The following is a 26838-nucleotide window of genomic DNA, read 5'->3' on the forward strand; positions in this document are numbered from 1 at the left end:
ACCGTGCGTGCGCTGTCGCTGCGGGACCGGGGCGGCAATGCCCTGCTGCGCGCCTATCATGACGGGCTGGTCCGGCACTGGTCGCCGGCACAGCGCCTTGCCGGCCATCTGCTCGCCATAGCGGGGCGGGGCGGCTGGACGCCAGCCGAGCGTCTCTATCTGGGCGAGGCGGTGCGCGGGCAGGGGCTGAGCATGCGCGACCGCAAGGGGCTGCACCGGCTGCTCAATCCCGACGCCTTCCCGCTGGCGGCCAATCCGCTCAAGAACAAGCAATTGTTCGCGCAGGCCGCATCGGGCCTGCCGTTGCCGGGCGCCTGCGATCCCGATCGGCAGGATTTGGACGCATGGCTCACCGGGCAGGACGATGTCATAGCCAAGCCCAGCTACCGGTCGAAGGGGCAGGGGGTCGAGCGTTTCGTTCGCGAAGGCACTGGCTGGCGCGGTGGCGATCGGGCGACGGACGCTGCCCAGCTTGCCACCCATCTCCGCCGCGTGTGGCGGCAGGGCGGGGTGATCCAGCAACGCCTGCCTACCCATCAGGCGCTGGCCGACCTGTCGCCCGGCGCGCTGCCGACATTGCGCGTCGTCACCTGCCTCGATGAACAGGGCGAACCGGAGATTTGCGACATGGCGCTACGGCTGTCGGCCGGCGGTCCGCGCCCTGTGGATAATTTCAACGCCGGGAACCTGGTGCTGGCGGTCGATGGCATGGGGCGATGCGGTCCGGCCTGGCGCAGCGGGGGCAAGCGGCCACCCTCCCGGCACAGTCGCCACCCTACCACCGGCGCCCGGATCGAAGGCGCGTTGCTGCCAGATCATGCCGCCGCGCAGGCGCTGGCGATCCGCGCGCATGAGCGCTTTCGCGAAGGCTTCACCCTGATCGGCTGGGATATCGGCCTGACGGCGCAGGGACCGGTGCTGATCGAAGGCAACTGGAACCCCGGCACCGATATCCTCCAGCTGGTGAATGGCCGGGGGCTGGCGGACAGCCGGCTCGGCATCCTGTACAACCATGCGCTGGCGCAGCTGACGACGGCGGATTGGCGCGATGCGCGGGTGGTGCAGCGGGACCGGCGATGAAGGTCGCCTTCTACGTTCATGCGCTGGTCGCCACTGGGGTCGTGCGCAACGTCCGCCTCCTCGCCGCCGATTTCCGGGCGCGGGGACATGAGGTGGCAATTCTGACTGCGCTACCGGGGGGCGGGGGCGTGGACGGCGTGCCGCATCATGCGCTGCTGTCCGACACGGGCGGGTCGCGCCTGCTCCAGAAATGGCGGGCCATGCCCCGGCTCCACGCTCACCTGCGCACGCGCCGTCCCGACCTGCTCATTTCCGCCGGCAATCATGGTCATCTGACCGCGTTGTTGGGCAGCCGGGCGGTGCCAGGCCTGCGCCGCCTCTATCGCATCAGCAACGATTTGCGCCGCGCTGCGCCGGGCACGCCCAAAAGCGCGATCCGTTCGGCTGGTCGGTCGCTGATCGCCCGGCTGCTGGCGGCGGATGCGGATCATCTTGTGCTGGTGTCGCCGACGCTGGCCAGCGATACGCCCGCCTTCGGCCGCGCCCGTGCGCAGGGCCGCGCCACCATCATCGAAAATGCGATCGACCCCGCCATCGCCCGCGCCCGCGCCGCCGGGCCATCACCCCATGGCTGTTTCGACGACGGCGTGCCGGTGGTGCTGGCCATCGGCCGGCTCGCGCCGCAGAAGAATTTCGGCACGCTGCTCGCCGCCTTCGCCCGGTTGCGGCAAGGCGGAACCGCCGCCCACCTCGTCATATTGGGGGAGAGCCGCGACGACGCACGGCGCATATTGCAAAAACAGGCCGACGCCCTCGGCATCGGTGCGGACCTGCTGTTGCCGGGCGCGGTCGACAATGTCTTCCCCTGGATCGCCCGCGCGGCCGCCTTCATCCTGCCCAGCTGGTGGGAGGGATCGGCCAATGTCCTGCTGGAGGCGATGGCGCTCGACATACCCGTCGTCGCCTCACGCAGCGCCGGCAATGCTGCGTCGGTGCTGGACGGGGGACGCCATGGCCTGCTCGTCGACCCGGCCGATGCGGCGGCCATGGCGCAGGCGCTGCGGCATCAGGTCGACCCCGCCACCGCGCTGCACCCCGGCGACCGGATCGCGGCCTATGGCCTGGACGCGATGTTCGATCGGTGGGCCGCCTTGCTGGACGGTATCGACCCGCATTGCCCCCGCGCGTCGGACAGGCTAATTCCTGTCCCCACGCATGAGCAACGATAGCCCGATCCTCCACCCCATCACCCACGACCGCTTCCTGGCCGATGTGCAGGCACTGGCCCGCGCGATCGAGGCGGGCGACTGGGCGCCCGACATGCTGGTGGGCGTCGGGCGCGGCGGGCTGGTCCCGGCGGTCTATCTGGCGCACCGGCTGACTATGCCGATGCTGTCGATCGACTATAGCAGCGCATCGGCGGACGCGGCGCTGGCCGATGTGGCGGCGCGCAGCGCAGCGGGCACGCGACTGTTGATCGTCGATGACATCAATGACAGCGGCGGCACGATCGCGGCCCTGCGCCGTGCGCTCAGCGACAAGGGCTGCGATGCCCGGCATCTGCGCTTCGCCGTCCTGCTCGACAACAGCCGTTCGGCCGAGCGCGTCGATTATCGGGCGGACAGCATCGATCGCGACAGTGACAAACGCTGGTTCGTCTTCCCCTGGGAAGCGCTCGCCACGCAGCAGGCGATCGTGGACGAAGCCCTGTCGGTGCCCGATCGCCTAGCCTGATCCGCGCCTTTCACGATCGGCATTACATAGCAGGACGTGGCAGGGACCGCCCGGCATGGGCTGTCGCTGCGGCGCGCGATGGTCGGGCGGTGGCGTCCCGCAAAAGGGGATGGCGCGTCCCGCCGCCGGGACCGGCAGCGCTCCTGCCGCCAGGTTGAGGCAGGCGACCGCCGCCAGCCAGCCGCCGCTACACCGCATGGCTGAACCGCTTTTCCTCGACCGCCAGATAGCTGTCGAACCGCGCCGCGATGGCCCGTGCATAGGGCCGGGCGGCCGGCGTCAGCAGCGCGCGCCCTTCGCTGCACTGGACCAGCCCCAGCGCTTCGAAATCGGACAGGTCGGGCATCGGCGTCGCGCCCACATGGGCTTCGCCCCGGCAGAGCAACGCCTCTATGATGCGGCCGCGCCGCCGATCCTCCCCATTGCGCGCCACGCCCCGCGTCGCGGCCAGGCGCCCGGCAGCAATCGCCTCGCGATAGGGCCCGGCGCGCTTCTCGTTCTGGATCAGCAGGTCCGGAAAGGCGCTGATCGCACTCGCCCCCATGCCGATCAGCACATCGGCATCATCATCGGTAAAGCCCTGAAAATTGCGCCTCAACTTTCCGTCGCGCGCGGCCCGCGCCAGTGAATCGCCGGGAAGCGCGAAATGGTCGAATCCGATCGCCTGATAGCCTGCCGCCACCAGCCGGTCATGCCCCTGCGCCGCCATCGCGAACCGGGTTTTGAGATCGGGCAGGTCGCTGGCGTCGATCCGCTGCTGACGCGGCAGCAGGCGCGGCATATGGGCATAGCCGAACAGCGCGATCCGCGCCGGGGCCATGGCGATGCTGGCCTCCAGCGTCGCGGCCAGATCGTCCATCCCTTGCCCCGGCAGGCCATACATCAGGTCGAATCCTACAGACACACCGGCGCGGGCGAACCCTTCTACCGCGCGCTCCACCATGTCGTGCGGCTGGACCCGGCCGATCCGCGCCTGCACCGCGGGGGTGAAGGTCTGCACGCCCAGATTGACCCGGTCCACCCCCATGGCCGCCATTGCCGCTATCCAGGGGCCATCCAGCCGTCGCGGGTCCAGTTCGACCGAGATATGGGCGTCACCCGCATCGAAGCATCGGGTCAACTGCTGCAACAAGCGGATGAAATCGACCAGCGGCAGCGAATTGGGACTACCCCCGCCAAAGGCGATGCGTCGCACCCGCCCCCGTCCGCCAAGCCGCGCGGCGACCATCGCCATTTCCCGCTCCAGCGCCTCGACATAGGCGGTCAGCCGCTGGATGCGGGTGGCCGCGCCGGTGTTGCAACCGCAATACCAGCATATGTCGTGGCAATAGGGGATGTGGACATAGAGGGAGAGCGGCGTATCCGCCTCCAGGTCGTCCAGCCGCGCCAGCAGGTCCGCCTCCCCCACCGCTTCGCTAAACTGCGCAGCGGTGGGATAGCTGGTGTAGCGCGGCACCGGCCGGGCGAGCAGATCGGGATGATAGGTCCACATGGGGGCGGGATCGCACGCCTGTCCCCCATGCGCATTGCGCCAGGTCAAAATGCGCGTTGCGCCCGATCAATGCCGCGCCGCGTCACCGGGTGCAAAGGGCAGTCACCAACCAGAAGGGAAGGAGACCCCTATGAACAGGAACGCCATATTGCTGGGCGCCGCCGCCATGATCGGCGCGCTCGCCACGCCGGCGCAGGCGAAACAGGGCGATGTGCTGGTCCGCGTACGCGGCATCATGGTCGCGCCCAACGAGAAGAGCGGCAGCGTGCTGCCCGGCTTCTCCGGCGAAAAGGTGAGCGTCGATAACGCAGTGACGCCCGAAGTCGATTTCACCTATATGGCAAGCGACCATATCGGCTTCGAACTGATCGCCGCAACCACCAAACATTCGGCCAGCGGCCGCACCGGCACGACCGGTTCGATCGGCAAGCTGGCATCGACCTGGGTGCTGCCGCCGACGCTTACGGCGCAATATCATGTCCTGCCCGAAGGCAGGATCCGCCCCTATGTCGGCGCGGGCGTCAACTATACGCTCTTCTACAATGAAGATGCGTCGGGCGGTCTGGAAGGCGCGGTTGGCAGGACGAAGGTGCATATGTCCGACAGCTTCGGCTGGGCGGCGCAGGCAGGCGTCGATATCGACCTCAATGACCGGATGTTCCTGAATCTGGACGTCAAATATATCGACATCGACACGACGGCCCGCCTCTCCACCACGGCGGCGGGCGTGCAGAAGGTGCGCGTCCACCTCGACCCGCTGGTCGTGGGCGTGGGGATCGGTTTCAAACTGTAAGGAGATGGGGCGGCGGTCCGACCGTGGCCGCCGCCCTTACACCGCGACGGCCTTGACCTCGAAGGGCAGGGTCCGGCCGCCCGGCTCGATCAGCGTCAGATGACTACCCGACCGGATCATGGCCGCCTCCAGCCGGAACGGCGCCTCATGCGGGTAGGTCAGCGCCCATCCTTCCGCCGTGCGCAGCAGATGGCCGTGCCGGTCCGGCTCATTGGGCCAGAAACGACGCACGGTCGCATATTCGGGATGATGGCGATATTCCTGCTCGTCGATCTGCCCGTCCGGACGCAGCGGCAGGCGCATCACATAGCTGCGCGCCGCCGACCCGTTTGGGAAGCCCGGGGTGCGGGCAAGTTCCAGGCGTATCGTGGTCCATGTCATGGCACCCTGTCTGGCCGCCTCGCGCTCGACGCGAAATACGGACTATCCCGGATGGCGGGCATGGACGTGGACGCCTAACCGGATCAGGGTCGCCACTCTTGCTGGCGCAGGCAAAGGACGGCATGATTTCCCGATGGCAGTAGCGGATGACGATACCGACGGACTGGGCTTGCGCGACCATAGCCTGGAACAGGCGCTGCTGGGGTCGATCCTGACCACCGTGCCCGACGCGCTGATCGTCATCGACATGCGCGGGCGGATCGTATCCTTCAGCCCGGCGGCGCAGCGCATGTTCCAATATGGCGAAGCGGACGTGCTGGGTGAGAATATCTCCATGCTGATGCCATCGCCCGATCGGGAGCGGCATGACGGCTATATCGACCATTATCTGACCACCGGCGAACGGCGGATCATCGGCATCGGCCGGCTTACCAGCGCGCGGCGGCGGGACGGATCGACCTTTCCCATCGAATTGTCGGTGGGGGAAGTGGAGACGGAGGGCCGCCGCCTGTTCACCGGCTTCATCCGCGACCTGACCGAACGGCAGCAGGCCGAACGGCGCGTCGCCGATTTGCAGGCCGAACTCGCCCATGCCGGGCGCGTCACCGCCATGGGCACGCTGGCCGCCGCGCTGGCGCATGAACTGAACCAGCCGCTGACCGCCATCGCCAATTATATGGAGGCGGGGCGCGACCTGCTGGAGGTGGATGGCCCCGTCGACCGCGACATGCTGCGGGAGGCGATGAGCGAGAGCGCGGGGCAGGCGCTGCGGGCCGGGGAGATCATCCGCTCGCTGCGCGAATTCATCAAGCGCGGCGAAACGATGCGCCAGCCCGAACCCTTGCGGGGATTGCTGGCCGAGGGTGCGGCGCTGGCCTTCATCGGCATCGACAGCCGGGGCATCGACATGGACGTCAGCGTCGATCCGGCCATCGATCGGGTGTTCGTGAATCGGGTGCAGTTGCAGCAGGTGGTCATCAACCTCGTCAAAAATGCGGTGGAGGCGATGCAGGACAGCCCGGTCCGCATCCTGCGCGTCACCGCTGCGCCCGCCATCGACGCGCCGGGCAAGGTCGAGGTGATCGTCGCCGACAGCGGGCCGGGGCTGGACCCGGACATGTCGCGCACGCTCTTCACGCCCTTTTCGACGACCAAGGCGCGCGGCATGGGCGTGGGCCTGTCGATCAGCCAGACCATCGTGGAGGGGCATGGCGGCCGCATCTGGGCCGGCCCTTCCTCCTGGGGCGGCACCGCCTTCCACTTCACCCTAGATATCGCCGAAGACTGAGCCGGAGACGCGCATGAGCGAACCCTATCCCATTTATATCGTCGACGATGACGATGCGATCCGCCGGTCGCTGTCCTTCATGCTGCGGACCAGCGGCTATGCCGTTCGCCTGTTCGACGGCGGCCATGAATTTCTGAAGGAAGCGGCCGGGCTGGAGCCGGGCTGCGTGCTGCTCGACGTTCGGATGCCCGATATAGACGGCATGGCGGTGCAGCAGGAACTGAGAGCGCGCGGCGTGATGCTGCCGGTCGTCATCATGACCGGCCATGGCGACATCGACATGGCGGTCGCCGCGATGAAGGCGGGCGCCAGCGACTTCATCGAAAAGCCGTTCGAAAAAGCGGCGTTGATAGCCTGTATCGAAGCCGCCCGCCGCCAGTCGATCGCCGCACGCGGCGCCGGCGCCCGCGCGCAGGAGGCGCAGGCGCGGCTGAACGTGCTGACCGACCGCGAACGCGACGTGCTGAACGGGCTGGTCGAGGGGTTGCCTAACAAGAGCATCGCCTATGATCTCGACATCAGCCCAAGGACGGTGGAAATCCATCGCGCCAACCTGATGCACAAATTGGAGGTCAAGAGTCTCGCCGAAGCCCTGCGCATTGCGTTTCACGCAAGCCAAGGGGGAGAAGTGGCGGGCAATTGACGGCCTTTATGCGTCACTGGGATGATGATCGGGAGAGCAACCCTGTCCTATCTTCCCTGTACCTGCTATAAAATCGCGGCATCCACACGCAGTGCTCTCGCAACAAAATTTCCAACTTATGTTTGAAAATGTCGCATTGAGCGGGAAATATGCGAAGTTAAGCGCGGGATTTCCTATTTCCGCATCGTTCGATCTCGCCCGTCGCTAGGGACATTTACGGATAGGTGGCGGCGCGCCGCCGCGTCATGCAGCGGCATGGATATGCGATTTGACATGGCGCAAAACGCCGCCTTTCATCCCACGGCCCGCTCCTGTGGCGGGCAGTCCTGCGACAGCTGCGTGGTCCGCGACCATGCGATCTGTGCTGGCCTGACTGACATCGATCGTGATGCGCTCAGCCGGATCGGGCGGCGCGTCACGGTGCAGGCCGGACAGACGGTGATGTGGGAAGGGGACGATAGCATGGTCGTAGCCAATGTGATCGAAGGGACGCTGAAACTCGCCACCTCCACCGGCGACGGACGGGAGCAGATCGTGGGCGTGGTCTATGCCGCCGACTTTATCGGCCGCCCCTTTGGCGCGCGCACGCCGCATAGCGTGACCGCACTGACAGACGCCCGGCTATGCCTGTTTCCGCGCGGGGGTTTCGACGGCTTCGCCCTGCGCCATGGCGCGTTGCAACAGCGGCTGTTGCAACGGACGCTCGATGATCTCGACCGCACCCGCGCCTGGATGCTGCTGCTGGGCCGCAAGACCGCGCGGGAAAAGGTCGCGACCTTCCTGCTCGACATGGGGCGGCGGCTGCGCACCGACACGGACGGCGTGATCGCACTGCCCCTGTCGCGCCAGCAGATCGCCGACATATTGGGCACCACCATCGAAACCGTCTCGCGTCAGATGACTGAGATGAAGCGCACGGGCGTGATCGACCTGGTCGGCCGGCGCGGCGTGCGGCTGGTGGACAGGCAGGCGCTGGAAGCGCTGGCGGAGGCGGGTTAGCCCAACGTCCGTTCGGGCTGAGCGAACGGATGATCGGCAACCGATCCGTCCACCTACGCACTATCCCGTAAAGACCCCGCCGCCCACTTTTGACAGAGGTCAAGGCATCAGCGCGGCGCCTGTCCGATGGAGCGCCGCAAAGAGCTGATGCGGGGGACAAGGCCATGGACAGATTGGTAATGCGGACGGGCGGCTGGTTCGCGCTGGCGCTGATCGCCTTTGCGGCGATGCTGGCGGCACATGACAGCGGCTTTGCCGTCCATATGGGGATCGTAAGCGCGGTGGCGCTGGGGCTGGCCATCTATGCCATGCGAAGCGCCGACTATGCAGGGTTCGCACGCGGCCTTGTCAAGATGCCCGCCGATCAGGGGCGCTATTATGACGATGTGATCCGCTGGGGCGTGATCGCGACCGTCTTCTGGGGCCTCGCCGGTTTTCTGGCGGGCCTCTATATCGCGTTGCAACTGGCCTTCCCGGCGCTCAATCTCGGCCTGGAATATACCAGCTTCGGCCGCCTGCGTCCGCTGCACACATCGGCGGTGATCTTCGCCTTTGGCGGCAATGCGCTGATCGCGACCAGTTTCTATGTCGTTCAGCGCACCTGCCGCGCCCGGCTTTTCTCGCCAAAGCTCGCCGATTTCGTCTTCTGGGGCTATCAGCTCTTCATCGTCCTGGCCGCGACCGGTTATTTGATGGGCATTACTGAAGGCAAGGAATATGCCGAGCCGGAATGGTATGTCGACCTGTGGCTGACGATCGTCTGGGTCTGCTACCTGGTCGTGTTCGGCGGCACGGTCATCAAGCGCAGCGAACCGCATATCTATGTGGCCAACTGGTTCTACCTCGCCTTCATCCTGACGATCGCGATGCTGCACATCGTCAACAACCTCTCCATGCCGGTCAGCCTGCTCGGCTCCAAAAGCTACAGCGCCTTTGCCGGCGTGCAGGATGCGCTGACCCAATGGTGGTACGGCCATAATGCGGTCGGCTTCTTCCTGACCGCCGGCTTCCTGGCGATGATGTATTATTTCGTGCCCAAGCAGGCGCAGCGGCCGGTTTACAGCTATCGCCTGTCGATCATCCATTTCTGGTCGCTGATCTTCCTCTATATCTGGGCGGGTCCGCACCACCTCCACTATACCGCGCTGCCCGACTGGGCGCAGACGCTGGGCATGGTCTTTTCGATCATGCTGTGGATGCCGAGCTGGGGCGGGATGATCAACGGCCTGATGACGCTGAACGGCGCCTGGGACAAGATCCGCACCGATCCGATCATCCGCATGATGGTGATGGCGCTGGCCTTTTACGGCATGTCCACCTTCGAAGGGCCGGTGATGTCGGTGAAGGCGGTCAACAGCCTGTCCCATTATACCGACTGGACGATCGGCCATGTGCATAGCGGCGCATTGGGCTGGAACGGCCTCATCACCTTCGCCTGCCTCTATTATCTGACGCCACGCCTGTGGAAGCGGGAACGGCTCTACTCGCTGCGCCTCGTCAACTGGCACTTCTGGCTCGCGACGCTGGGGATCGTCCTCTACGCCGCCGCCATGTGGGTCGCGGGCATCATGCAGGGGCTGATGTGGCGCGAATATGGGGCCGACGGCTATCTCGTCTATGCCTTCTCCGAAGTCGTGAGCGCGATGCTGCCCATATATCTGATCCGGGCGGCCGGCGGCCTGCTGTACCTCAGCGGCGCGATCATCATGGCCTGGAACATCGGCATGACCATCGCGGGCAAGCCGCTGCGCGCGGAAAAGCCGATGCACGACGCGGCCTATGACGCGGATGCGGACAAACCTCTCATCGCCCAGCCTGTATAAGGAGACGCCATCATGGCTTCCAAATTCTTCGACCATGGCCGGCTGGAGCGGAATATCTCGCTGCTGGGCATTGCCTCTCTGATCGTCGTCGCCATCGGCGGCATCGTGGAAATCGCGCCGCTCTTCTGGATCGACAACACGATCGAGAAGGTAGAGGGGATGCGCCCCTACACCCCGCTCGAACTGGCGGGCCGGAACATCTATATCCGCGAAGGCTGCTACAACTGCCACAGCCAGATGATCCGCCCCTTCCGCGACGAGACGGAACGCTATGGTCATTACAGCCTGGCAGCGGAGAGCATGTACGACCATCCCTTCCAATGGGGGTCGAAGCGCACCGGGCCGGACCTGGCCCGCGTGGGCGGCCGCTATTCGGACGAATGGCATGTCCAGCATCTGAAAGACCCGCGCGCCGTGGTGCCGGAGTCCATCATGCCGACCTATCCTTTCCTCGCCGAGCGCGAACTGAACGCCGGCGACATGCGCGGCGACCTGACCGCGCTGACGCGGGTGGGCGTGCCGTACAGCGAGGCGGATGTGGCCAAGGCCAATGAGGATTTGGCCGCACAAGCCGATCCCAATGCCGATGCCGCCGACCTCCTCAAACGCTATCCCAGGGCGCAGCAACGCGATTTCGACGGCAATCCGGCCAGGCTGACCGAGATGGATGCGCTGGTCGCCTATCTCCAGATGCTGGGGACGCTGGTCGATGTGGACGCAGCCAAGCCTCAGGAAACTCCGAAAACGGAGGAGCCGCGATGAGCTACGACGGCTTGCGCCACTTCGCTGACAGCTGGGGGCTGGTCTTCATGGGAGCGAGCTACCTCGTCCTCGTCGGCTGGCACTTCCTGCCGCGCGGCGGCCGCCACAGCCGCGATGCCGCCACGATGATCTTCAGGGATACAGAGACGGAGGCCGACCATGGCTGACGGACAGGACAAGAAAATCGACGCCGCCACCGGCACGCAGTTGAAGGGCCACGAGTGGGACGGCATCGCCGAACTGGACACGCCGCTGCCCCGCTGGTGGCTATGGACCTTCTACGCGACGATCCTTTTCGCGATCGGCTATGTCATCGCCTATCCGGCCATCCCGATGCTGCATGATTATACGCGGGGGATGTTGGGCTGGTCGAGCCGGGGCGCGCTGGACAAGGAACTGGCCGCACGCGAAACGCAGGTCGCGCCGCTGCGCCGGGCGATTGCGGACACCGCCATCACTGACCTGCCCGCCAAGCCGAAGCTGATGCAGGCGGCGGTCGAGGGCGGGCGCGCCGCGTTCAAGGTCCATTGCGTCCAGTGCCACGGATCGGGTGCGGCGGGAGCGAAGGGTTATCCCAACCTCAACGACGATGACTGGTTGTGGGGCGGCGACCTTGCCACGATCGAAAAGACGATCACCGATGGTGTGCGCAACCCAAATCATGAAGCGACCCGCATGTCGATCATGCCTGCCTTCGGGCGCGACCAGTTGCTGACCGGCGCGCAGGTCAACGACTTGGTCGCCCATGTCCGCGTCATCAGCCAGCAGGACAAGCCAAGCGCCACATCGCAGCGCGGCGGGAAGCTCTTCGCCGACAATTGCGCGGTCTGCCACGGTGCGGACGGCAAGGGGACACGGGCGCTGGGCGCCCCCAATCTGGCCGACGGCATCTGGCTCTATGGCGGCGACGCGGAGACGATCCATGAAACGGTGTGGAACAGCCGTCAGGGCGTGATGCCGCGCTGGGACGACAAGCTGGAAAAGGCGACCATCCGCATGCTGGCGACCTATGTCCACAGCCTGGGCGGCGGCGAGGCGGCACCAGTGGAAGCGGGCAATGGCGCGCAATAATCTCTCCGCTTCCGTCACCCCGGGCTTGAACCAGGGTCCAGCTGCCTTTTTCAACAGGCGCGAAGAAGAAGTGGGATCCCGGGTCAAGCCCGGGATAACGGGGATTTTAAGACCCAACGGAATCCCGCCATGCTGATGTCAGCCGGTTCTTCCGATCTCTATGAGAAGCGCAAGGGCGTCTATCCCAAGGCGGTCGACGGATTCTATCGGCGCCTTAAATGGGCGATCATGGCGATGACGCTGGCCATTTACTGGGGCACGCCATGGCTGCGCTGGGATCGCGGGCCTTATGCGCCCGACCAGGCGGTGCTGATCGATCTGGCGCACCGGCGCTTCTATATGTTCGCGATCGAAATCTGGCCGCATGAATTTTATTATGTCGCCGGCCTGCTCATCATGGCGGGGATCGGGCTGTTTCTGGTGACGTCGGCGGTGGGGCGGGCCTGGTGCGGCTATGCCTGCCCGCAAACGGTGTGGACCGACCTGTATCAGCATGTCGAGCGCGCGATTGATGGCGACCGCAATGCGCAGATCCGGCTGGCGAAGGCACCCTGGGGTGTTGCCAAGCTGGCCCGCCGCCTCGCCAAATGGAGCGTCTGGCTGGGCATCGCCTTCGCGACCGGTGGCGCGTGGATCTTCTACTTTGCCGATGCACCGACGCTCAGCCATGATGTCTGGAGCGGCGCTGCTGCGCCCGTCGCCTATGCCACCATGGCCGTGCTGACCGCGACGACTTTCCTGCTGGGCGGCTTCATGCGGGAACAGGTGTGCATCTATATGTGCCCCTGGCCGCGCATCCAGACGGCGATGCTGGACGAAAAGTCTTTGGTCGTCACCTACAAGGACTGGCGTGGCGAGACACGCGGCAGCGTAAAAAAAGCGCAGGCCAACCCTGATCTGTTCGGCGACTGCATCGATTGCAACCAGTGCGTCGCGGTCTGCCCGACCGGCATCGACATTCGCGATGGCGCGCAGATCGGTTGTATCACCTGCGCCTTGTGCATCGACGCCTGCAACAAGGTGATGGCGCAGGTCGGCCGCCCGCGCGGCCTGATCGACTATTGCACGCAGGAGGATGCGGAGGCGGAGAAACAGGGCGCGGCGCCCAGGCCTGCTTCAAGAACGCTGCTCAGGCCCCGCACCTTGGCCTATGCGGCGGTATGGGCATCGATCGGCGCGGCGATGCTGTTCGCGCTGGGCGCGCGTACCCGGATCGACATCGCCGCGCAGCAGGATCGCAACCCGATCTTCGTGCGGCTCTCCGACGGCGCGATCCGCAACGCCTACATGATCAAGGTCCGCAACATGGAGGCGCGGCCGCGCCCGGTGACGGTCGCTGTCGAGGGGCTGCCCGGCGCGATGCTGTGGACCGACGCCATGCCGCGCGCGGCCGCCGCGCCCACCGTCAGCGCCACCATCCCGGCCGACAGCTTGGCCAAGTTGCGCCTCTTCATCGCCGCGCCGGCCCCCGGACCGCCGCGGCAGGACTTCGCCTTCACGGTCCGCGCCACCGACCGCGAAGGCGGCGGCGACCATGAACCCGCCCGCTTCGAAAGGCCCTGAGATATGATCCGTCGCTTCACCGGCTGGCACATGACCGGCATATTGGTCGCCTTCTTCGCGGTGGTGATCGCCGTCAATGTGCTGATGGCGACCGTCGCCATCCGCTCCTTTGGCGGCACGGTGGTCGACAACAGCTATGTCGAAAGCCAGAAGTTCAACCACTATCTGGCGCAGGCGCGCGCGCAGGGTCGCCTGCAGTGGAAATATGAGATGCTGCTGGACGCAGGCCGGCATGTCACGCTGGCCCTAAGCAATGCGAAGGGTGTGGCGGTGGCGGGCGCCCGGATCAAGGCCTTGGCGGAGCATCCGCTGGGTCGCGCGCCGGACATGCAGCTCGTCTTCCATGAGGCGGCGCCGGGACATTATGTCAGTGATGCCCGCCTGCCCGCCGGGCGCTGGCAGGTTCGCATCGACATCGACCAAGGCGAACAGCATCTCCTGCGGGAGGTCTTTTAATGGCGACCCACCCCATCCTTGCCGAGGCTCCGGTCCCGGACAGTATCGAAAGCCTGTTCGCCGTGCCCGCGCTACATTGCGCGGGTTGTATCGCCAAGGTCGAACATGGACTGGCCAAATTGCCGGGGATCCAATCCGCCCGCGTCAACATGACTGCCAAGCGCGTCGCCATTCGCCACCATCCGATGCTGGACCCGCCAGCCTTGAAGGCGGCGATCGCCGCGATCGGCTTCGACGCGGAACCGTTGGCCGATCCCGGTGTGGATGTCGCCGCTGCCGAAAATCGCACGTTGATCCGGGCGCTGGCGGTGGCGGGCTTTGCGGCGATGAACATCATGTTGCTGTCCGTGTCCATCTGGTCCGGGGCGGATGGGGCGACGCGGCAGATGTTCCACTGGCTATCCGCGTTGATCGCGCTGCCCACGGTCGCTTATGCCGGACAGCCCTTCTTCCGCTCCGCCCTTGCCGCCGTGCGGCAGGGGCGAACCAACATGGATGTGCCGATCAGCATCGGGGTGCTGCTGACGACGGGCATGAGCCTCTATGAAACGCTGACCGGCGGGGATCATGCCTGGTTCGACGGAGCGGTAATGCTGCTCTTCTTCCTGCTGGCGGGCCGATGCCTGGACAGCCTGATGCGGGCGCGGGCGCGCGTCGGCGTGGCGGCGCTGCTGAAGCAGAGCGCACCCGGCGCGCTGGTGCTGGACGGGCAGGGGCACAGCCATTGGACGAAGGCCGCCGACCTGCGACCGGGGATGCGGATGCTGGTGGCAGCGGGCGAGCGACTGGCAGCGGACGGGCGCGTGGCAGAGGGTGTTTCGGGTGTGGACATCGCCTTTCTGACCGGCGAGAGCGCACCCGTCCGTGTCGGACCCGGCGACATGGTGCAGGCGGGCGCGCTGAATATCGACGGGCCGATCCATATCATGGTGACGGCGGCTGGCGCCGATACGATCATCGCCGACATCGCCCGGCTGATGGAGCAGGCGGGGCAAGGCAGGTCGCGCTATGTGCGCCTGGCCGATCGGGCGGCGCGGCTCTATGCGCCCTGCGTGCATATGCTGGCGGCGCTGTCCTTTGCGGGATGGATGGTGGCAGGCGCGGGCGTGCATCAGGCTTTGCTGATCGCGGTGGCCGTCCTGCTCATCACCTGCCCCTGCGCGCTGGGGCTGGCAGTGCCCGCCGCGCAGGTCGTGGCGTGCGGTGCGCTGATGCGGCGCGGTGTGTTGGTGAAGGATGGATCGGCGCTGGAACGGCTGGCCGAAGTGGACGAGGTGGTGTTCGACAAGACCGGCACGTTGACGCTGGGCCGTCCGGTGCCGTGCGATCTCGACCGTTTGGAACCGCAGGACAGGGCGATCCTGCTCGCGCTCGCCCGAGCCAGCCGGCATCCGCTCAGCAACGCGCTGCGGCAGGCACTGGAAGGGGGCACGGCGGCCGCGATTCAGGATGTGCGGGAGGTCGCCGGGGAAGGCGTGTTCGCGCGTCACGGACAGGAGGCGGTATCGCTCGCCCGGCCGCGCAGCCTCATAGACCTGTTCGGCCTCGCCAGCGAATATCGGCGTGGCGAACATACGATGTTGCTCGGCTTTGCCGATGCGCTGCGGCCCGATGCGATCGACGTGGTCGGCGATCTGAAGCGGGATGGCCTGTCGATCCTGATTGCCAGCGGGGACAGGCCCGAAGCGCTGGAGCAAGTGGCGCGCGCGACCGGCACGACCGCGATCTGTCACTTGCGCCCCGCCGACAAGCTGGCGCTGGTCGAGCGGCTGAAACGAGGGGGTCAAAAGATATTGATGGTCGGCGATGGCCTCAACGACGGGCCGGCTTTGGCCGCGGGTCATGCCAGCATGGCGCCGGCATCGGCCAGCGATGCCAGTCAATTGACCGCAGATGCCGTCTTCCTGGGCGATCGACTGGCGCCGGTGGCGGTTACGCTGCACGTCGCGCGCCGGACGGTGCGGGTGGTGAAGCAGAATTTCGGCCTCGCCATTGGCTATAATGTCCTGGCGGTGCCGCTGGCAATCGCGGGCACGGTGACGCCGCTGGTGGCAGCGGTCGCCATGTCGCTGTCCTCGTTCATCGTCGTCGCCAATGCCCTGCGCCTGAACGGAAGCGCGAAATGACCGGTCTTGTCCTCCTCATCCCCATCGCCTTGCTATGTGGGCTGGTCGCGCTTGGCGCCTTCTTTCTGGCGCTCCGCAGCGGGCAATATGACGATCTGGACGGTGCGGCGATGCGGATGCTGGCCGATGGAGAAGATGACTGATCCGGAACTCGTTCCGCCGCCCCCTGTTGTCTCCCTTTGAAGGAGATAAGGGATGCACAAGGAACAGGAAGACGGTGAGGTCGTCACCCATGTGTCGGAAACCGAAGCGCGCGGGGGATCGCGCACACGCGTGACGCGCAACATACTGGTTGTCAGCCTGGTGCTGGTGATCGCTTTGCTGGCCATCACCATGGGCTTTGGATTTTTCGAGACGGGCCAGTCCGGCGCCGATCAGGTCAATGGCGACAATGTGACGCAGGGCGCGAGCTAGTTTTTCGCGTCCATTGCAAGCGTGCGGACGCTGCTGGCCAGGGTAAGCGGGTTGAAGGGCTTCAATATCACCCCCTTGGCGCCCGCGTCATGATAGCTGCGGACGTCGGCTTCCCGCGCGCGCGCGGTAACGAAGACGAAGGGTTTGTCGGAAAAGCCCGGCAGATCGCGCAGTTCGACCATTAAAGTCGGCCCGTCCATGCGCGGCATCATCACGTCCAGCATGACGAGATCCGGCCGCCATTCGTCATTCTTCGCCGCCGCCATCGCTTCGAAGCCGTCCGCACAGAGGCGCAATTCTATGCCGGGGTCGAGGGCGAGCGACAATTTTACGATATGGCGGATGTCCTTGTCGTCATCGACATACAGGACACGCAATCTGTCGTCCTGGCTCATATCCCGTCTTCTCCCCCTCCCTTGCTGTGCCGGGTTGCCACCACGCGGCGTACCGTCGCCTTGAGATCGGGCAGCGACGTGCGCGACTTGACCAAAATCGCGTCGATCTGCCCGGCAATTTCCATATCGATATCATGCGCGGAATAGATGATCGTGGGAATGGCGATGCCCTGATCGTCCACCAGGTCGGGCAGCAGGTCGAGTCCCAACCCCTTTTCCAGATGGACGTCCAATATCGCCAGATGCGGGGTTTCGACCCGCAACAGGGCGCGGGCTTCGGCCAGGGTCGTCGCCTTGAGGATATAGGCGATGCCTTTGAGCGCGGAAGCGGTGATTTCCAACGTATCCTGATCGTCGTCCAAATGCAGCACGGTCGGCCGGTCTATTCCCGAATGGCGGAAAGAGGCGGCGATGGCGCTTTTCAGGCGGCTGGGGTCGATCGGCTTGTCGATCCAGTCGATCAGATCGAGCGATAGCGGGGATCCATCGTCCCCTCCGGGTGCCGACACCATCAGGATCGACAATGACTTCGGCCCCTCGATACGGCGCATTTCGCGCGCGAACTGAAACGCATCTGCATCGTCGAGCGCCATGTCGAGCAGCAGCAGGCTATAGCCATTGGCGGCGATCGCCTCTCGCGCGGCGCGGGCGTTGGTGACCACGCGGCAGGCATAGCCTTCCTCCGACAGTTGCGATTGCAGCTGGCGGGCGATGGCGGGATTGCTTTCGCAGATGAGGATGCTGGCGCTCCCGTCTCCGTCGGCCAGCCGGTCGCGCGGGATCGACAGCGGCAGCATGACGGGTAGCGAGAAGGCGAAGCGGGTACCGCCGCCGGCGCGATCCTCGAACCAGAGCTCGCCGCCATGCTGGCTCACGATTTCGCGCGCTATGGCCAGGCCAAGGCCCGTGCCTGCCGCCGCTTCGTCACTGGTCGCACGCTCGAAACGGCCGAAGATGCGCGACCGGAACTCCTGCGGAATGCCCGGTCCCTGGTCGTCGACATAGATGGTCGCGCGGCGACCGTCGGTGGTGCGTCGCAGGCCGACGCCGACATGGCTGCCTTCCGGCCCGGCTTTGACCGCGTTGGACATAAGGTTGGTGAGAACCTGGAGCAGCCTCTCCTCATCGGCCTGAATCATCAAATGCTCGTCCGGTAGCGTACAGTCGAGCACCGCGCCAGCGGCGCGAAGCAGGCCGCTATTATCATCACAGGCCCGCTGGATCACATGATAGAGGTCGGTGGGTGCCAGCGTCATGCGCAGCTTGCCCGAATCGATCCGATCGATGTCGAGCATGTCGTTGATGAGGCGAATGAGGCGCTGTGCGTTATTTTCGGCGATGGCGACCAGGCCGGCGGGTTCTTCTGCCAGCTGTTTGCCGGCGTCCAGCCGCAACAGGGCGAGCGCGCCGACGATGGAGGTGAGCGGCGTGCGCAACTCATGGCTGACGGTGGAAATGAGGTCGTCCTTCAACCGCTCGATCCGCTTGCGCTGGACGATGTCGCGCAGCGACATGACGATATGGTCGCCATCGGGAAGCGGCATGAGGCCAAGGGCGATATCGACAGGGAGCAGGCGGCCGCTCTGGTGCCGCACCTGCCGATCGGTCCAATAGGGCATTTTCAGTTCGCCATCGACCAGGCCGATGCGATCGAGAAAGCTGCCGACGCCGGGTGCGATGTCCGAAATCACGTCGAAATCGCGCCGTGCCAGGTCCGCCGGATCATAGCCCAGCATCTTGGAGGCCGCCTTGTTGATCGTCTCGATCGTGCCGCTGGGATTGATGATGATGATCGGGTCGATCGTGCTGTCGAGGATCGTTTCGTTACGCTGTGCAGCGGCGAATCCCCGCAGTTCGATCTGATATTGGGACAGGCGCTGACGCCACAGGCCAAACAGTGCTATCGCCAGCGACAGGCTGCTGATCGTGACCAATATCCACATCACGCGCTGGAGCGCTTCGGTGCGGTTGCGATAGGCGGCAACGCGGGTATCGCCCATCCGCTGCTCGTCCCTGATCACCATGTCCAGTTGATGTTGCAGCCGCGCCATCAGCCTCTTGCCCTCGCCGTCGCTGACGCGGTGGCGCGCGGCATCCGGTCCTTGCGTGGCATGAAGGCGCAGCACTTCGTCCATTTCGGCAATCTTGGCACGCGCCAGGCTATGCAGGCCGGCGAAGCCCGCCCGTTGCTCCGGCACATTGCGATACAGTCGATCGGCGCTGGCAAAGGCTCTTTCTATGTGGCTATGCCATTCACCGTAGCGCGTCATAAATTCCGGATCATGGGTGATGACATAACCACGCTGGCTGGATTCCGCTGCGCGCAGTTGGGATAATATGTCGATCAGCAGCACGCGCCGTTCGAAACTCCTGTCCGCTTCCTCACGCAGGCCGTTCCACCGGCCATATTCCCCGCCCAGCCAGAAGAGCAGCGCAGCCAGACCCAGCGGCACGAACAGGGCGAGCAGCAGGAAGGGCAGGCCGCGCGGTGGCTGAGGCGGCACGCCGTTCATGCCGGGCGCCCGGCCCTGACATCGCCCAGCAAAGGCTGCACCGCAAGCAGGGCCTGTGCCCGGTTGCCGACGTCCAGCTTGCGGAAGATGGCCGTGAGATGGGCCTTCACGGTCGCTTCCGATACGTCGAGATCGGCTGCAATCTGCTTGTTCAGCCGCCCGTCGGACAGGGCGATCAATACCCGCAACTGGGCGCCTGACAGGCTGGCGATACGATCGCGCAAGGTGCCGGAACCGCTTTCCGCTTCTGCATGCGGGAAACTGCTCTGTCCCTCCGCCAGCCGCCTTATTTCGCGCGCAAGATCATCGAAAGGTCGGGTCTTGTAGAGGAACCCGGCGGCGCCCAGCGCGCGCGCGCTTTCCACCAAAGTCGCGCTCTCATTGGCGGAAATCAGCGCGATCGGTATGCGTCCGGCCTGATGCTGCAATTGCAGGAATCCCGAAAATCCGCGCGCATCGGGCAGGACGAAATCCAGCAGGATCAGCCGATATTTGCCGTGGCGCGACAAAGCGTCCAATGCCTCGCTGATCGTGCCGGCGGTATCGACCGTGACGCCAGGCATAGCTGCGCGCGCAGCAAGGCCCAAACCTTCGCGAATGAGAGGGTGATCGTCCGCAATCAATACGCGGCCGCCGGCTATTGTATCCGCCATCCTCTTGCTTTCATTATCCATCCCTTGCGGAATGGGTTATTGATGCTGGGTCAGAGTGTGAGGATATTGCCCCTATGTATCAATCGCAAAATACATTGGCTGCCATCTTTGTCCGTGAACGATGAGGATAGTCCCGTAGCGACGGGGCATTTGCCAAGATCATGCGGGGCGGGGAGAATTATATGGCGAGCGAAGGCCTGACACGCATGGCCACATTGTTCGGGCGGGATGGTCTAAGGCCTGTTGTAGAAGGATTGCAGGCCGAATTGCGGCAGGCGATCGATCGGCCGGAGGCGGCCGACGCGCACCGGATTGCCGGGCTGGCGGGTAGTTTGGGCTTTGCCGATGCCAGCGCCAGTTGGCAGGCGGTGGATCAGGGGGGGCACGATGTAGAAGCGGCGGTGCGCGACAGCCGGATCGCATTGATCGCGATCGACGACTGGCTCCGCCAGGAGGAATAGGCCGTCAGATCAGGTCGGGGGTATCGAGCATGGTCGACAGGGCGACGCTGCTGACCGGTTGCAGGAAACGGAAGCCGCAGTTGTCGTCGCGCACCCAGCATATTTCGCCAGCCACCCTTTGCCGGTCGCCCAGCGCCAGATCGAGGACGGCGTGCGTGCCATGCTCTGCCGCGGCAGGCAGGGTCAGGCGGACGCCGCCGACAGAGATATTGTCGATCCGGGCGGGGACAGGCATGTCATCGACGAACAAGAGCGCGTCGCGGCGCAATGCGAAGCGCGGCTGGCGTGCAATCCGGCCCGCCTTGTTGCTGCGCGCGGCGAAGATGTCCGCAGGGCTGCAACGCATATCGAACATCAGCCCGGCTTCATGACCCGATGTCCAGCAGATGCGGGCGAGCCGCGGTTCCAGACCGCGCATCTCGATCAGCACGCGGGTGGCTGGCGCGGGCGGAAAGGGCATCTGGATGCGCAGGCCGCCTTCGGACAGGTCACGCACCATGCAGGGCAGGCTGCGACCTACGAAGCTGATCTTGCCGATGGTGAAGACGGTCGCAGCGCGCCAGTCCTGTCGCCGTTCCATCGGGTTGAACGGCAGGTCGTCGGTCAGTTCCGGCAATATCGTCAGGATCGGTCCCGCCGATGCCTGTTCCAGTCCATGGGGCATGTCCATCCTCCTGTTCAGCGCAGCTTGACGCGGAAGCGGACCGTAAAGGAGCCGCCCGCCTTGAAATTGGTCACGGGTTTGACGCGGATGGCGCGGACATTGGCATCATAGCCGTCGGCGTCGGGCGCAGGGACGTAGGTCCAGCTGGTGCCGTTGGAAAATTCGATCCCGTCGCTGGTGCTGGACAGGCTGAAGAAGCTGTAGGTCAGGCCGCTGTCGCCGACGCCCAGCACGATCGCGCCATTGGTAAAGATCACCGGTCCGCTGCCACCCGCGCCCAGGTCGCTGACGCGCAGGATGACGTTGGCGGGCAACTGGTCCTCAAATGCGATGCCACGCACCGTCTTGCCGGCATTGGCCAGCGGGTTGGCGAGTGTGGCCGTATAATCCAGCACCGCGCCGGGAATGGCACGCGGGATCAGATTGCCCATCGGGTCGGACACCATGGCCATCGATTTGGTGGCGGTGATCGGATCGGCCAGCGCTGCCGTGGGCAGCATGGCCAGCAGGGCGGAGAGGAAGAGGGCCGGCGCGCGCATCAGCGGCCCTTTCCCAGCAGGCCGGCGGCGGTGCCGCGATCGAACTTCATGCGCATCGTGACATAGGGGCCACGACGGGTATAGCGATCATCCTCGAAATCGCGATCGCGATAGCCTGCGACATTATAGCCTGCGCTGATCCACACATTGGGTGCGGGCGAGACGCCGGCCGATGGACCGCCGCTGAAGGCAAAGGCGCCCCGGTTCCAGGCATGCTGCACCGACCCCTGAATGCCGACGTCGAACCGCTTGCCCATGTCCATGCGCAGGTCGAAACCGGTGACGTCGATATAGCCGGCATAATCGTCCGCGCCATAGCTGCCCCGCACCCACTTCGCGCCATAATAGACGGTCGCTTCGACCGCGTGGGGCGCGCCTTCAGGCCCGGTGCGATAGTTGACGGCCAGGTTGTTGATCAGGCGCAGCGTGCGCTGGCCAACGCCGCTGCCCGCCGGCACGCCCAGCACATTGCCGCCGGTGATGCCCGAATCCGCGCTCTCCTTGCGCAGTTCGAACCGCTCCAGCAGCGACCAGCGGCCGTCGAGCGGGCGCCAGGCGAGCGCGACCGAGCTGGTCAGGCTCTTGGCCTGTGCGCCGCTGGTCTGGCCCAGCGTGGAATAGCGGACGGTGCCGGCCAGCGTCTTGCCCTCGCCCAGTGCTCGGACGACGTTGCCGGTGATGTTGAAACGGCTATTCCGGTCGGACTTGCGATATTCGACTCGGCCATTCCATGACCACAGGTCGGCCCGGTAGTTGGCGCCCAGCGTTACAGCCTTATAATCACCGTCATTGCCGTAGAGACCGCTCAGCGCCCCGCCGCTGACGCTGCCCGAACCGCTGGTCTGGAACGGCTGGACCACGCCGCCGGCGGGGATATTGCCGCGCACGGTGGTGCTGGCGTCGAAGGTCGCGTCGATGGTCCAACGCTCGCCGATCGGCAGCGACTGGATCAGGCCATAGTTGGCGAACAGGCGGCCGCCATTTTCACCCGATGTCTGGTTGTTGATCGCGGTCGTAACCTTGGCGCCCTTCCACGGCTGCACGTCGAAACCGACCTGCGCGGTGTGGGCGGTAAAATCGGAGCCCTGCGCGATTTCATAGCCACCGATCAGGCGGACGCCGGGCTTTACGCGCCAGGCGGCGATCAACTGCTGGCGGGCGGGGAAGTCGATGCTGTCCTTTTCGCCACCCGGCGCGAACTGGGTCTGGCCGGTCAGGGTCAGCTTGCCGCCCAGCATTGCCTGCGTGCCACCCAGCGTGAGAAGGCGGCTGTCGCGGTCCTTGCCGTCGATGCCGCGATCCATTGCGAACTGGGTTCCGGCGAACAGCGTGCCACGCTCGCGGCGATATTCGATACGGGCTTCGCCAGCGATGCGGCTGCCCGCGCCGATCAACTGGTCCTGATACCAGGCGGATGCAGTGGCGGCCCATTTGTCGGCGATTTGTACCCGGCCGTCGAAGCCGACGCGGCGGGTGCCGGCCTCTACCAGATTCTGCTGGCCCAGGCCGAATGCGTCGTCCTGCTGGCGGGCATAGGCCAGGATGTCGGCGCGCTTGCTGTGATGTTCGACCTCCGCCAGATAGGCGCGGCCATCGGACAGGCCATCGCGGCTGCCGGCGGCGACTTCGGCGCGCAACTGGGTCGTGTCGCTGACGCGGGCGTTCAGGTCCGCACCCAGCAGCAAGCCGTTGCCATGGCTGTCGTCCTTGATAGCCGACACGCCGACTTCGGCCTTGCCCTTGGCGAACTTGATCGCGGCGCGGCCTCCGGCGGTCAGCTTCTTGCCTTTGCCGTAGGTTTCATAATCGACGACGATGAAGACCGGATTGTTGGCGGCATCTCGGCCCAGCACGGGCTCGCGGAAGCGGATCGTGCCGATGGTGGCGTCGATATCATAGTCGATATGGCGGGTCATAGGCGTCGAGGAGAGGATGCGTTCGGGCCGCAACCGATCGCGCACCTCGATGGTCAGCTTGTCGCTGTTGGGCACGATATCGCGACCCGACAGGCGATAGGGACCGGTCAGGCCATTGCCCTGAATCTCGTCGCGGGCATGCAGGTCGTCGCTGTTGGCGGCAAAGGCGCTGAAGCTGAGGCGATCATTGGCAAAATCGGCCTTCATCCCGTTCAGCGTACGGCTGTAACGGGTCAGCTGGGTCTGGGTCATGCCGGTTTCGAAATCGCCGAACAGGGTGCTGAAATCCCGTCTCTCCAGCCGCAGATAGAGTTTCCGGGCCGTCGGGGCATCCTGCCCCTGACGGGTGGCGTCGCCATAGACGGTGTAATAGCGGTCCGGGTCGATCTGACCCAGAAGCCCGCGTGACCGGTCATATTGACGGTCGCTGTCATAGGCGATCGTCATCAACCAGCTGCCCTTGATCCGGCCCTTGGCATAGAGGGCCAGCTGGCCGTCGGTGATCAGGCTGTCGCGGCTGGCGGCAGGCAGGCGGGCGGAGCGCTTGCGCAGCGTGTCATAGCCGATCGTGCCCGATCCGAAGCCCACCACGGTCCAGTCGCGGGCGACGGCGGTAAGACGGCTGCGCAGTTCGATCAAGCGCTGCTGCCGGTCGTCGGTCAGCGTCACGGTGGCACGCAGCGCGCCGGCCTGGGACGTGGGTTGCAACGCCAGATAGGCGATGCCGCCGTCACCGATGACCAGCGCGGTGCCGGCGTTGCGGCCGATCCGGTCGCCGGGGCGGGCGCCCGCGACGGTGGCGTCGACCGCGATGCTGTAGGGCTGGTCGATGGTGACGGGAACGGTGGTGCCGTCGCGCACCGGGCGACCGGTCCGGTCGGTGAGGCGGAAGGCGAGCACAGGATTGGTCAGGCCATCTGCGGCCAGCTTGCTGGCTTCGGGAACCAGCACCGCATTGGCGGCCGGGCCGGAATAATGGACGGTGCCATGCAAAGTCTGCGCGACGGTCCCGTTTTCGTTCATCACCGTGGCTTCCAGCGCATTGTCGCCGGGTTCCAGGCCGATGCCGGACCATTTGGCGATGGCGACGTCGCCATCCGCGTCGGTCGTGTCATAGGCCAGCGCATCGACCAGCACGCCATTCAGGCGTAGCGCCACCTTCTGCCCGGCATGATGCTGGACGACGACGCGGGTGGATGGCGAGCGAGGGTTGTAGCCAGCGGCCGGAAAGAGCAGGGCGATGCCTGCATCCTGCCCGGTCAACCATTCGCGATTGCCGGCGGCTGCACCGGCATCAGGCGCGACCGGCAGGGCGTCGGCCGTGCTGGCAGCGGCGATGCCGGTCGGGCGCAGTTGGAAATCCACGCGCTTCAGCAGGCCGCCATCGCTTTCGACGAAGCGGGAGATGGCGCTGCCGGCCTGGCGGGTATCGGCATCGCACAGCGAGGGCGCGTGGCTGGCGGGCAGGCTGGCGCTGTCGAGTTGAACGACATGGCGGCCGTTTCGCACGCCCTCGAAATGATAGAGGCCATCCTTGTCGGTCACGACATAGCTGCCATCTTCCATCAGGATACGGATGCCGGCCACGCCTTTGCGGCCACTGGCAGGACTGTTGCAATCCCCTTCGGTCACGCGGCCGACGACGGTAAAGCCGTCTGTGAAGAGCAAGGCGCCGATGCGCACGGAGGCGGCGGCCTCATTACTGGTCGCCCCGGCCGATCCGGAAGCCAGCACGCGGTTGAGCGCCTCACCGCGGGGCGCGCCCGGCGCGACGGACACGACATAGCGCACCTCCGCCGTCTTGCCGGCGGGCAGGGTGGGAACGCTGAAGTCCAGCGTACGGCCGTCGGTCGCGACGATCGGTTCTTCTGCGCCGCGTGATGATCCACGCTCGTAGCGCAGGCCGGGCGGCAGGATGTCGGTCAGGTGGATGCCGCTGGCGTCACTGTCCGAGCGATTGTCGACCCGGACCAGATATTGGATGAAATCGCCCGGCGATGCTTCGCGCACCGATGCTGTCTTGGTCAGCAGCAGATGCGTGTCGCCGATCCGGTCGAGCGGAATGTCGGCAATGAAGGGCTCGGGATCCTTCAGCGTGAAAATGCCGCCGAAGGAGGCCTCATTCAGCATGAAAGGATGGTTTTTGGGGTCGCGCATTGCCTCCAGTTCGGCCCTGTTGCGGGTCGATGGCGCCACATAATGGGTCGGCGGGGTGATGCGCAGATGATATCGGCCGGGTGCCGTCAGCGGGAAGCGATAATTGCCCTGCGGGAATTTGTAGGTGCGCCCGCTGGCATCGGTCGCGCTGCCACCGCTCATGACGGTGGAGGGATAGGCGCTGACGCCATCGTCGCCGAAGACGCTGGCGGGGCGGTCGCTGTCGTCGAGCAGGGTCACGGTTGCGCCATCGACCAATGCGCCGGTTTGCGAATCGAACACATAGCCGGTCGGGTCGATCAGGATCGACGTGTCCGAACCATAGCTATACTCATCCTCGGTGAAGCTGAGCGTCAGATCAGCCCCGCGATCCAGCGTCGGGTCGCAGGGTGAGGCTGTGCCGTCATCGCTCTGCGGCACGCCGCCGGCAAAGACGCCGGTATCGGGACCGGTTTCCTGCAACAGGATGGTGCTGGTCAGATATTGGGTATGGACGTTGATCCGCGATGTTTCACGCACATCGGGATCGTGATTGCCGCCCGGATTGTCCAGCACCAGGATCAACGGGACATGGGTGTCGATGGATTCGGCCACCGGCGCGCGCGCAAGGTCGGCAGCGTCGATCGGGGCTGGCGTGAAATTGATGGTGGGGGACGTGTCGCATCGCATGCCTTGCAGGCTGTAACCGACCGGGAGCAGGCGAAAGCTCAGCCGGGTCGGGCGCTTGCCGCGCGATTCCACGTCGAAGGTCACGATATTGGAATCGACGCTGACCGGGCCGGTAGGCGCCTGCCAGGTCAGCGTCGCTATGTTGGTGACGCGCGTCTGCCCCTGCGCCACGACCGGGGTCGCAGCGACAAGACCCATAAGGGCAGCCATCAGGCTGGCAGAAGCGCGGATTTTGGGCATGGCTTTCCTATCGGCGCGCGCGGGTCAAGGCGCACGACGTGGGTTTTTCCGTTGCTGTGGAAGGGG

25 protein-coding genes are annotated in these 26838 nt (G+C 65.5%); 17 read left to right on the forward strand and 8 right to left on the reverse strand.

Annotated elements, in window-relative coordinates:
- The first annotated feature begins 3 nt into the window (after nucleotides 1-3).
- The 3 genes from AC07UX_RS13590 to AC07UX_RS13600 are packed head-to-tail and all read left to right on the forward strand — an operon-like array spanning nucleotide 4 to nucleotide 2754.
- On the forward strand, nucleotides 4-1080 hold the full coding sequence (locus AC07UX_RS13590; RefSeq protein WP_495192646.1) for a sugar-transfer associated ATP-grasp domain-containing protein: 1077 nt from the start codon (nucleotides 4-6) through the stop codon (nucleotides 1078-1080).
- Nucleotides 1077-2249: a glycosyltransferase gene (locus AC07UX_RS13595; RefSeq protein WP_495192532.1), complete on the forward strand. Its 1173-nt coding sequence runs from the start codon at nucleotides 1077-1079 to the stop codon at nucleotides 2247-2249. Before AC07UX_RS13590 ends, AC07UX_RS13595 begins: the two co-directional genes overlap by 4 nt.
- On the forward strand, nucleotides 2236-2754 hold the full coding sequence (locus AC07UX_RS13600; protein ID WP_495192533.1) for a phosphoribosyltransferase: 519 nt from the start codon (nucleotides 2236-2238) through the stop codon (nucleotides 2752-2754). The genes AC07UX_RS13595 and AC07UX_RS13600 overlap by 14 nt, the downstream gene beginning before the upstream one ends.
- A gap of 187 nt (nucleotides 2755-2941) precedes the next feature.
- Here the strand turns inward: AC07UX_RS13600 and hemN are convergent, their stop codons facing one another.
- Nucleotides 2942-4246 carry an oxygen-independent coproporphyrinogen III oxidase gene (gene hemN, locus AC07UX_RS13605; protein ID WP_495192534.1) on the reverse strand — a complete coding sequence of 435 codons (1305 nt, stop codon included), beginning with the start codon at nucleotides 4244-4246 and terminating at the stop codon, nucleotides 2942-2944.
- 130 nt (nucleotides 4247-4376) lie between these two features.
- Between hemN and AC07UX_RS13610 the strand changes: the two genes are divergently transcribed.
- Nucleotides 4377-5039: an OmpW/AlkL family protein gene (locus tag AC07UX_RS13610; protein ID WP_495192535.1), complete on the forward strand. Its 663-nt coding sequence runs from the start codon at nucleotides 4377-4379 to the stop codon at nucleotides 5037-5039.
- Nucleotides 5040-5075: 36 nt separating this feature from the next.
- Here the strand turns inward: AC07UX_RS13610 and AC07UX_RS13615 are convergent, their stop codons facing one another.
- Nucleotides 5076-5420, reverse strand: a complete 345-nt coding sequence (locus tag AC07UX_RS13615; protein ID WP_495192536.1) for a hypothetical protein — start codon at nucleotides 5418-5420, stop codon at nucleotides 5076-5078.
- A gap of 133 nt (nucleotides 5421-5553) precedes the next feature.
- Here AC07UX_RS13615 and AC07UX_RS13620 point away from each other — a divergent pair, with 133 nt between their 5' ends.
- The 12 genes from AC07UX_RS13620 (at nucleotide 5554) to AC07UX_RS13675 (ending at nucleotide 16565) form a co-directional block, all read left to right on the forward strand.
- Entirely contained in the window at nucleotides 5554-6708 is a 1155-nt protein-coding gene (locus AC07UX_RS13620; RefSeq protein ID WP_495192537.1) for a sensor histidine kinase, read from the forward strand.
- Between the two features lie 13 nt (nucleotides 6709-6721).
- A complete protein-coding gene (gene fixJ, locus AC07UX_RS13625) occupies nucleotides 6722-7351 on the forward strand; it encodes a response regulator FixJ (protein WP_495192538.1) in 630 nt (209 codons plus the stop codon).
- A gap of 255 nt (nucleotides 7352-7606) precedes the next feature.
- Nucleotides 7607-8350, forward strand: a complete 744-nt coding sequence (locus tag AC07UX_RS13630) for a Crp/Fnr family transcriptional regulator (RefSeq protein ID WP_495192539.1) — start codon at nucleotides 7607-7609, stop codon at nucleotides 8348-8350.
- A 164-nt stretch (nucleotides 8351-8514) separates the two neighbouring features.
- Nucleotides 8515-10173, forward strand: coding sequence for a cytochrome-c oxidase, cbb3-type subunit I (gene ccoN, locus AC07UX_RS13635; protein ID WP_495192540.1), 1659 nt, complete (start codon nucleotides 8515-8517; stop codon nucleotides 10171-10173).
- A gap of 12 nt (nucleotides 10174-10185) precedes the next feature.
- Nucleotides 10186-10935, forward strand: a complete 750-nt coding sequence (gene ccoO / locus AC07UX_RS13640) for a cytochrome-c oxidase, cbb3-type subunit II (protein ID WP_495192541.1) — start codon at nucleotides 10186-10188, stop codon at nucleotides 10933-10935.
- Nucleotides 10932-11102 carry a cbb3-type cytochrome c oxidase subunit 3 gene (locus AC07UX_RS13645; protein ID WP_495192542.1) on the forward strand — a complete coding sequence of 57 codons (171 nt, stop codon included), beginning with the start codon at nucleotides 10932-10934 and terminating at the stop codon, nucleotides 11100-11102. Before ccoO ends, AC07UX_RS13645 begins: the two co-directional genes overlap by 4 nt.
- Nucleotides 11095-12006 (forward strand): cytochrome-c oxidase, cbb3-type subunit III, encoded by a 912-nt coding sequence (gene ccoP / locus AC07UX_RS13650; RefSeq protein ID WP_495192543.1) that lies wholly within the window; start codon nucleotides 11095-11097, stop codon nucleotides 12004-12006. The genes AC07UX_RS13645 and ccoP overlap by 8 nt, the downstream gene beginning before the upstream one ends.
- Before the next feature lie 129 nt (nucleotides 12007-12135).
- Complete coding sequence (ccoG, locus tag AC07UX_RS13655) at nucleotides 12136-13569, forward strand: cytochrome c oxidase accessory protein CcoG (protein ID WP_495192544.1); 1434 nt, start codon at nucleotides 12136-12138, stop codon at nucleotides 13567-13569.
- Nucleotides 13570-13572: 3 nt separating this feature from the next.
- Nucleotides 13573-14025 (forward strand): FixH family protein, encoded by a 453-nt coding sequence (locus tag AC07UX_RS13660; RefSeq protein WP_495192545.1) that lies wholly within the window; start codon nucleotides 13573-13575, stop codon nucleotides 14023-14025.
- Nucleotides 14025-16151 carry a heavy metal translocating P-type ATPase gene (locus AC07UX_RS13665; protein ID WP_495192546.1) on the forward strand — a complete coding sequence of 709 codons (2127 nt, stop codon included), beginning with the start codon at nucleotides 14025-14027 and terminating at the stop codon, nucleotides 16149-16151. Before AC07UX_RS13660 ends, AC07UX_RS13665 begins: the two co-directional genes overlap by 1 nt.
- Nucleotides 16148-16294, forward strand: a complete 147-nt coding sequence (gene ccoS, locus AC07UX_RS13670) for a cbb3-type cytochrome oxidase assembly protein CcoS (RefSeq protein ID WP_495192547.1) — start codon at nucleotides 16148-16150, stop codon at nucleotides 16292-16294. Before AC07UX_RS13665 ends, ccoS begins: the two co-directional genes overlap by 4 nt.
- A gap of 52 nt (nucleotides 16295-16346) precedes the next feature.
- Complete coding sequence (locus AC07UX_RS13675; protein WP_495192548.1) at nucleotides 16347-16565, forward strand: hypothetical protein; 219 nt, start codon at nucleotides 16347-16349, stop codon at nucleotides 16563-16565.
- Here the strand turns inward: AC07UX_RS13675 and AC07UX_RS13680 are convergent.
- From AC07UX_RS13680 to AC07UX_RS13690, 3 genes are read right to left on the reverse strand one after another with little or no spacing between them, the layout of a single operon-like run.
- The gene (locus tag AC07UX_RS13680; protein WP_495192549.1) at nucleotides 16562-16960 is read right to left on the reverse strand and encodes a response regulator; all 399 of its coding nucleotides are present in this window, start codon (nucleotides 16958-16960) and stop codon (nucleotides 16562-16564) included. The two genes, AC07UX_RS13675 and AC07UX_RS13680, sit on opposite strands and share 4 nt — an antisense overlap.
- Nucleotides 16957-19473, reverse strand: a complete 2517-nt coding sequence (locus tag AC07UX_RS13685; RefSeq protein ID WP_495192550.1) for an ATP-binding protein — start codon at nucleotides 19471-19473, stop codon at nucleotides 16957-16959. The genes AC07UX_RS13680 and AC07UX_RS13685 overlap by 4 nt, the downstream gene beginning before the upstream one ends.
- Nucleotides 19470-20126, reverse strand: a complete 657-nt coding sequence (locus AC07UX_RS13690) for a response regulator transcription factor (RefSeq protein ID WP_495192551.1) — start codon at nucleotides 20124-20126, stop codon at nucleotides 19470-19472. The genes AC07UX_RS13685 and AC07UX_RS13690 overlap by 4 nt, the downstream gene beginning before the upstream one ends.
- Nucleotides 20127-20308: 182 nt before the next feature.
- On the opposite strand from AC07UX_RS13690, the gene AC07UX_RS13695 reads away from it, so the two are divergent.
- Nucleotides 20309-20587, forward strand: coding sequence for a hypothetical protein (locus tag AC07UX_RS13695; protein ID WP_495192552.1), 279 nt, complete (start codon nucleotides 20309-20311; stop codon nucleotides 20585-20587).
- A gap of 4 nt (nucleotides 20588-20591) precedes the next feature.
- On the opposite strand, the gene AC07UX_RS13700 is transcribed toward AC07UX_RS13695, so the two are convergent.
- The 3 genes from AC07UX_RS13700 to AC07UX_RS13710 are packed head-to-tail and all read right to left on the reverse strand — an operon-like array spanning nucleotide 20592 to nucleotide 26772.
- Complete coding sequence (locus AC07UX_RS13700; RefSeq protein WP_495192553.1) at nucleotides 20592-21251, reverse strand: PilZ domain-containing protein; 660 nt, start codon at nucleotides 21249-21251, stop codon at nucleotides 20592-20594.
- Nucleotides 21252-21265: 14 nt separating this feature from the next.
- Nucleotides 21266-21790 carry a hypothetical protein gene (locus AC07UX_RS13705; protein ID WP_495192554.1) on the reverse strand — a complete coding sequence of 175 codons (525 nt, stop codon included), beginning with the start codon at nucleotides 21788-21790 and terminating at the stop codon, nucleotides 21266-21268.
- The gene (locus AC07UX_RS13710) at nucleotides 21790-26772 is read right to left on the reverse strand and encodes a hypothetical protein (RefSeq protein ID WP_495192555.1); all 4983 of its coding nucleotides are present in this window, start codon (nucleotides 26770-26772) and stop codon (nucleotides 21790-21792) included. The genes AC07UX_RS13705 and AC07UX_RS13710 overlap by 1 nt, the downstream gene beginning before the upstream one ends.
- Nucleotides 26773-26838 lie beyond the last annotated feature (66 nt).

The organism is Sphingobium sp. GW821-FHT02B05, assembly GCF_059421905.1.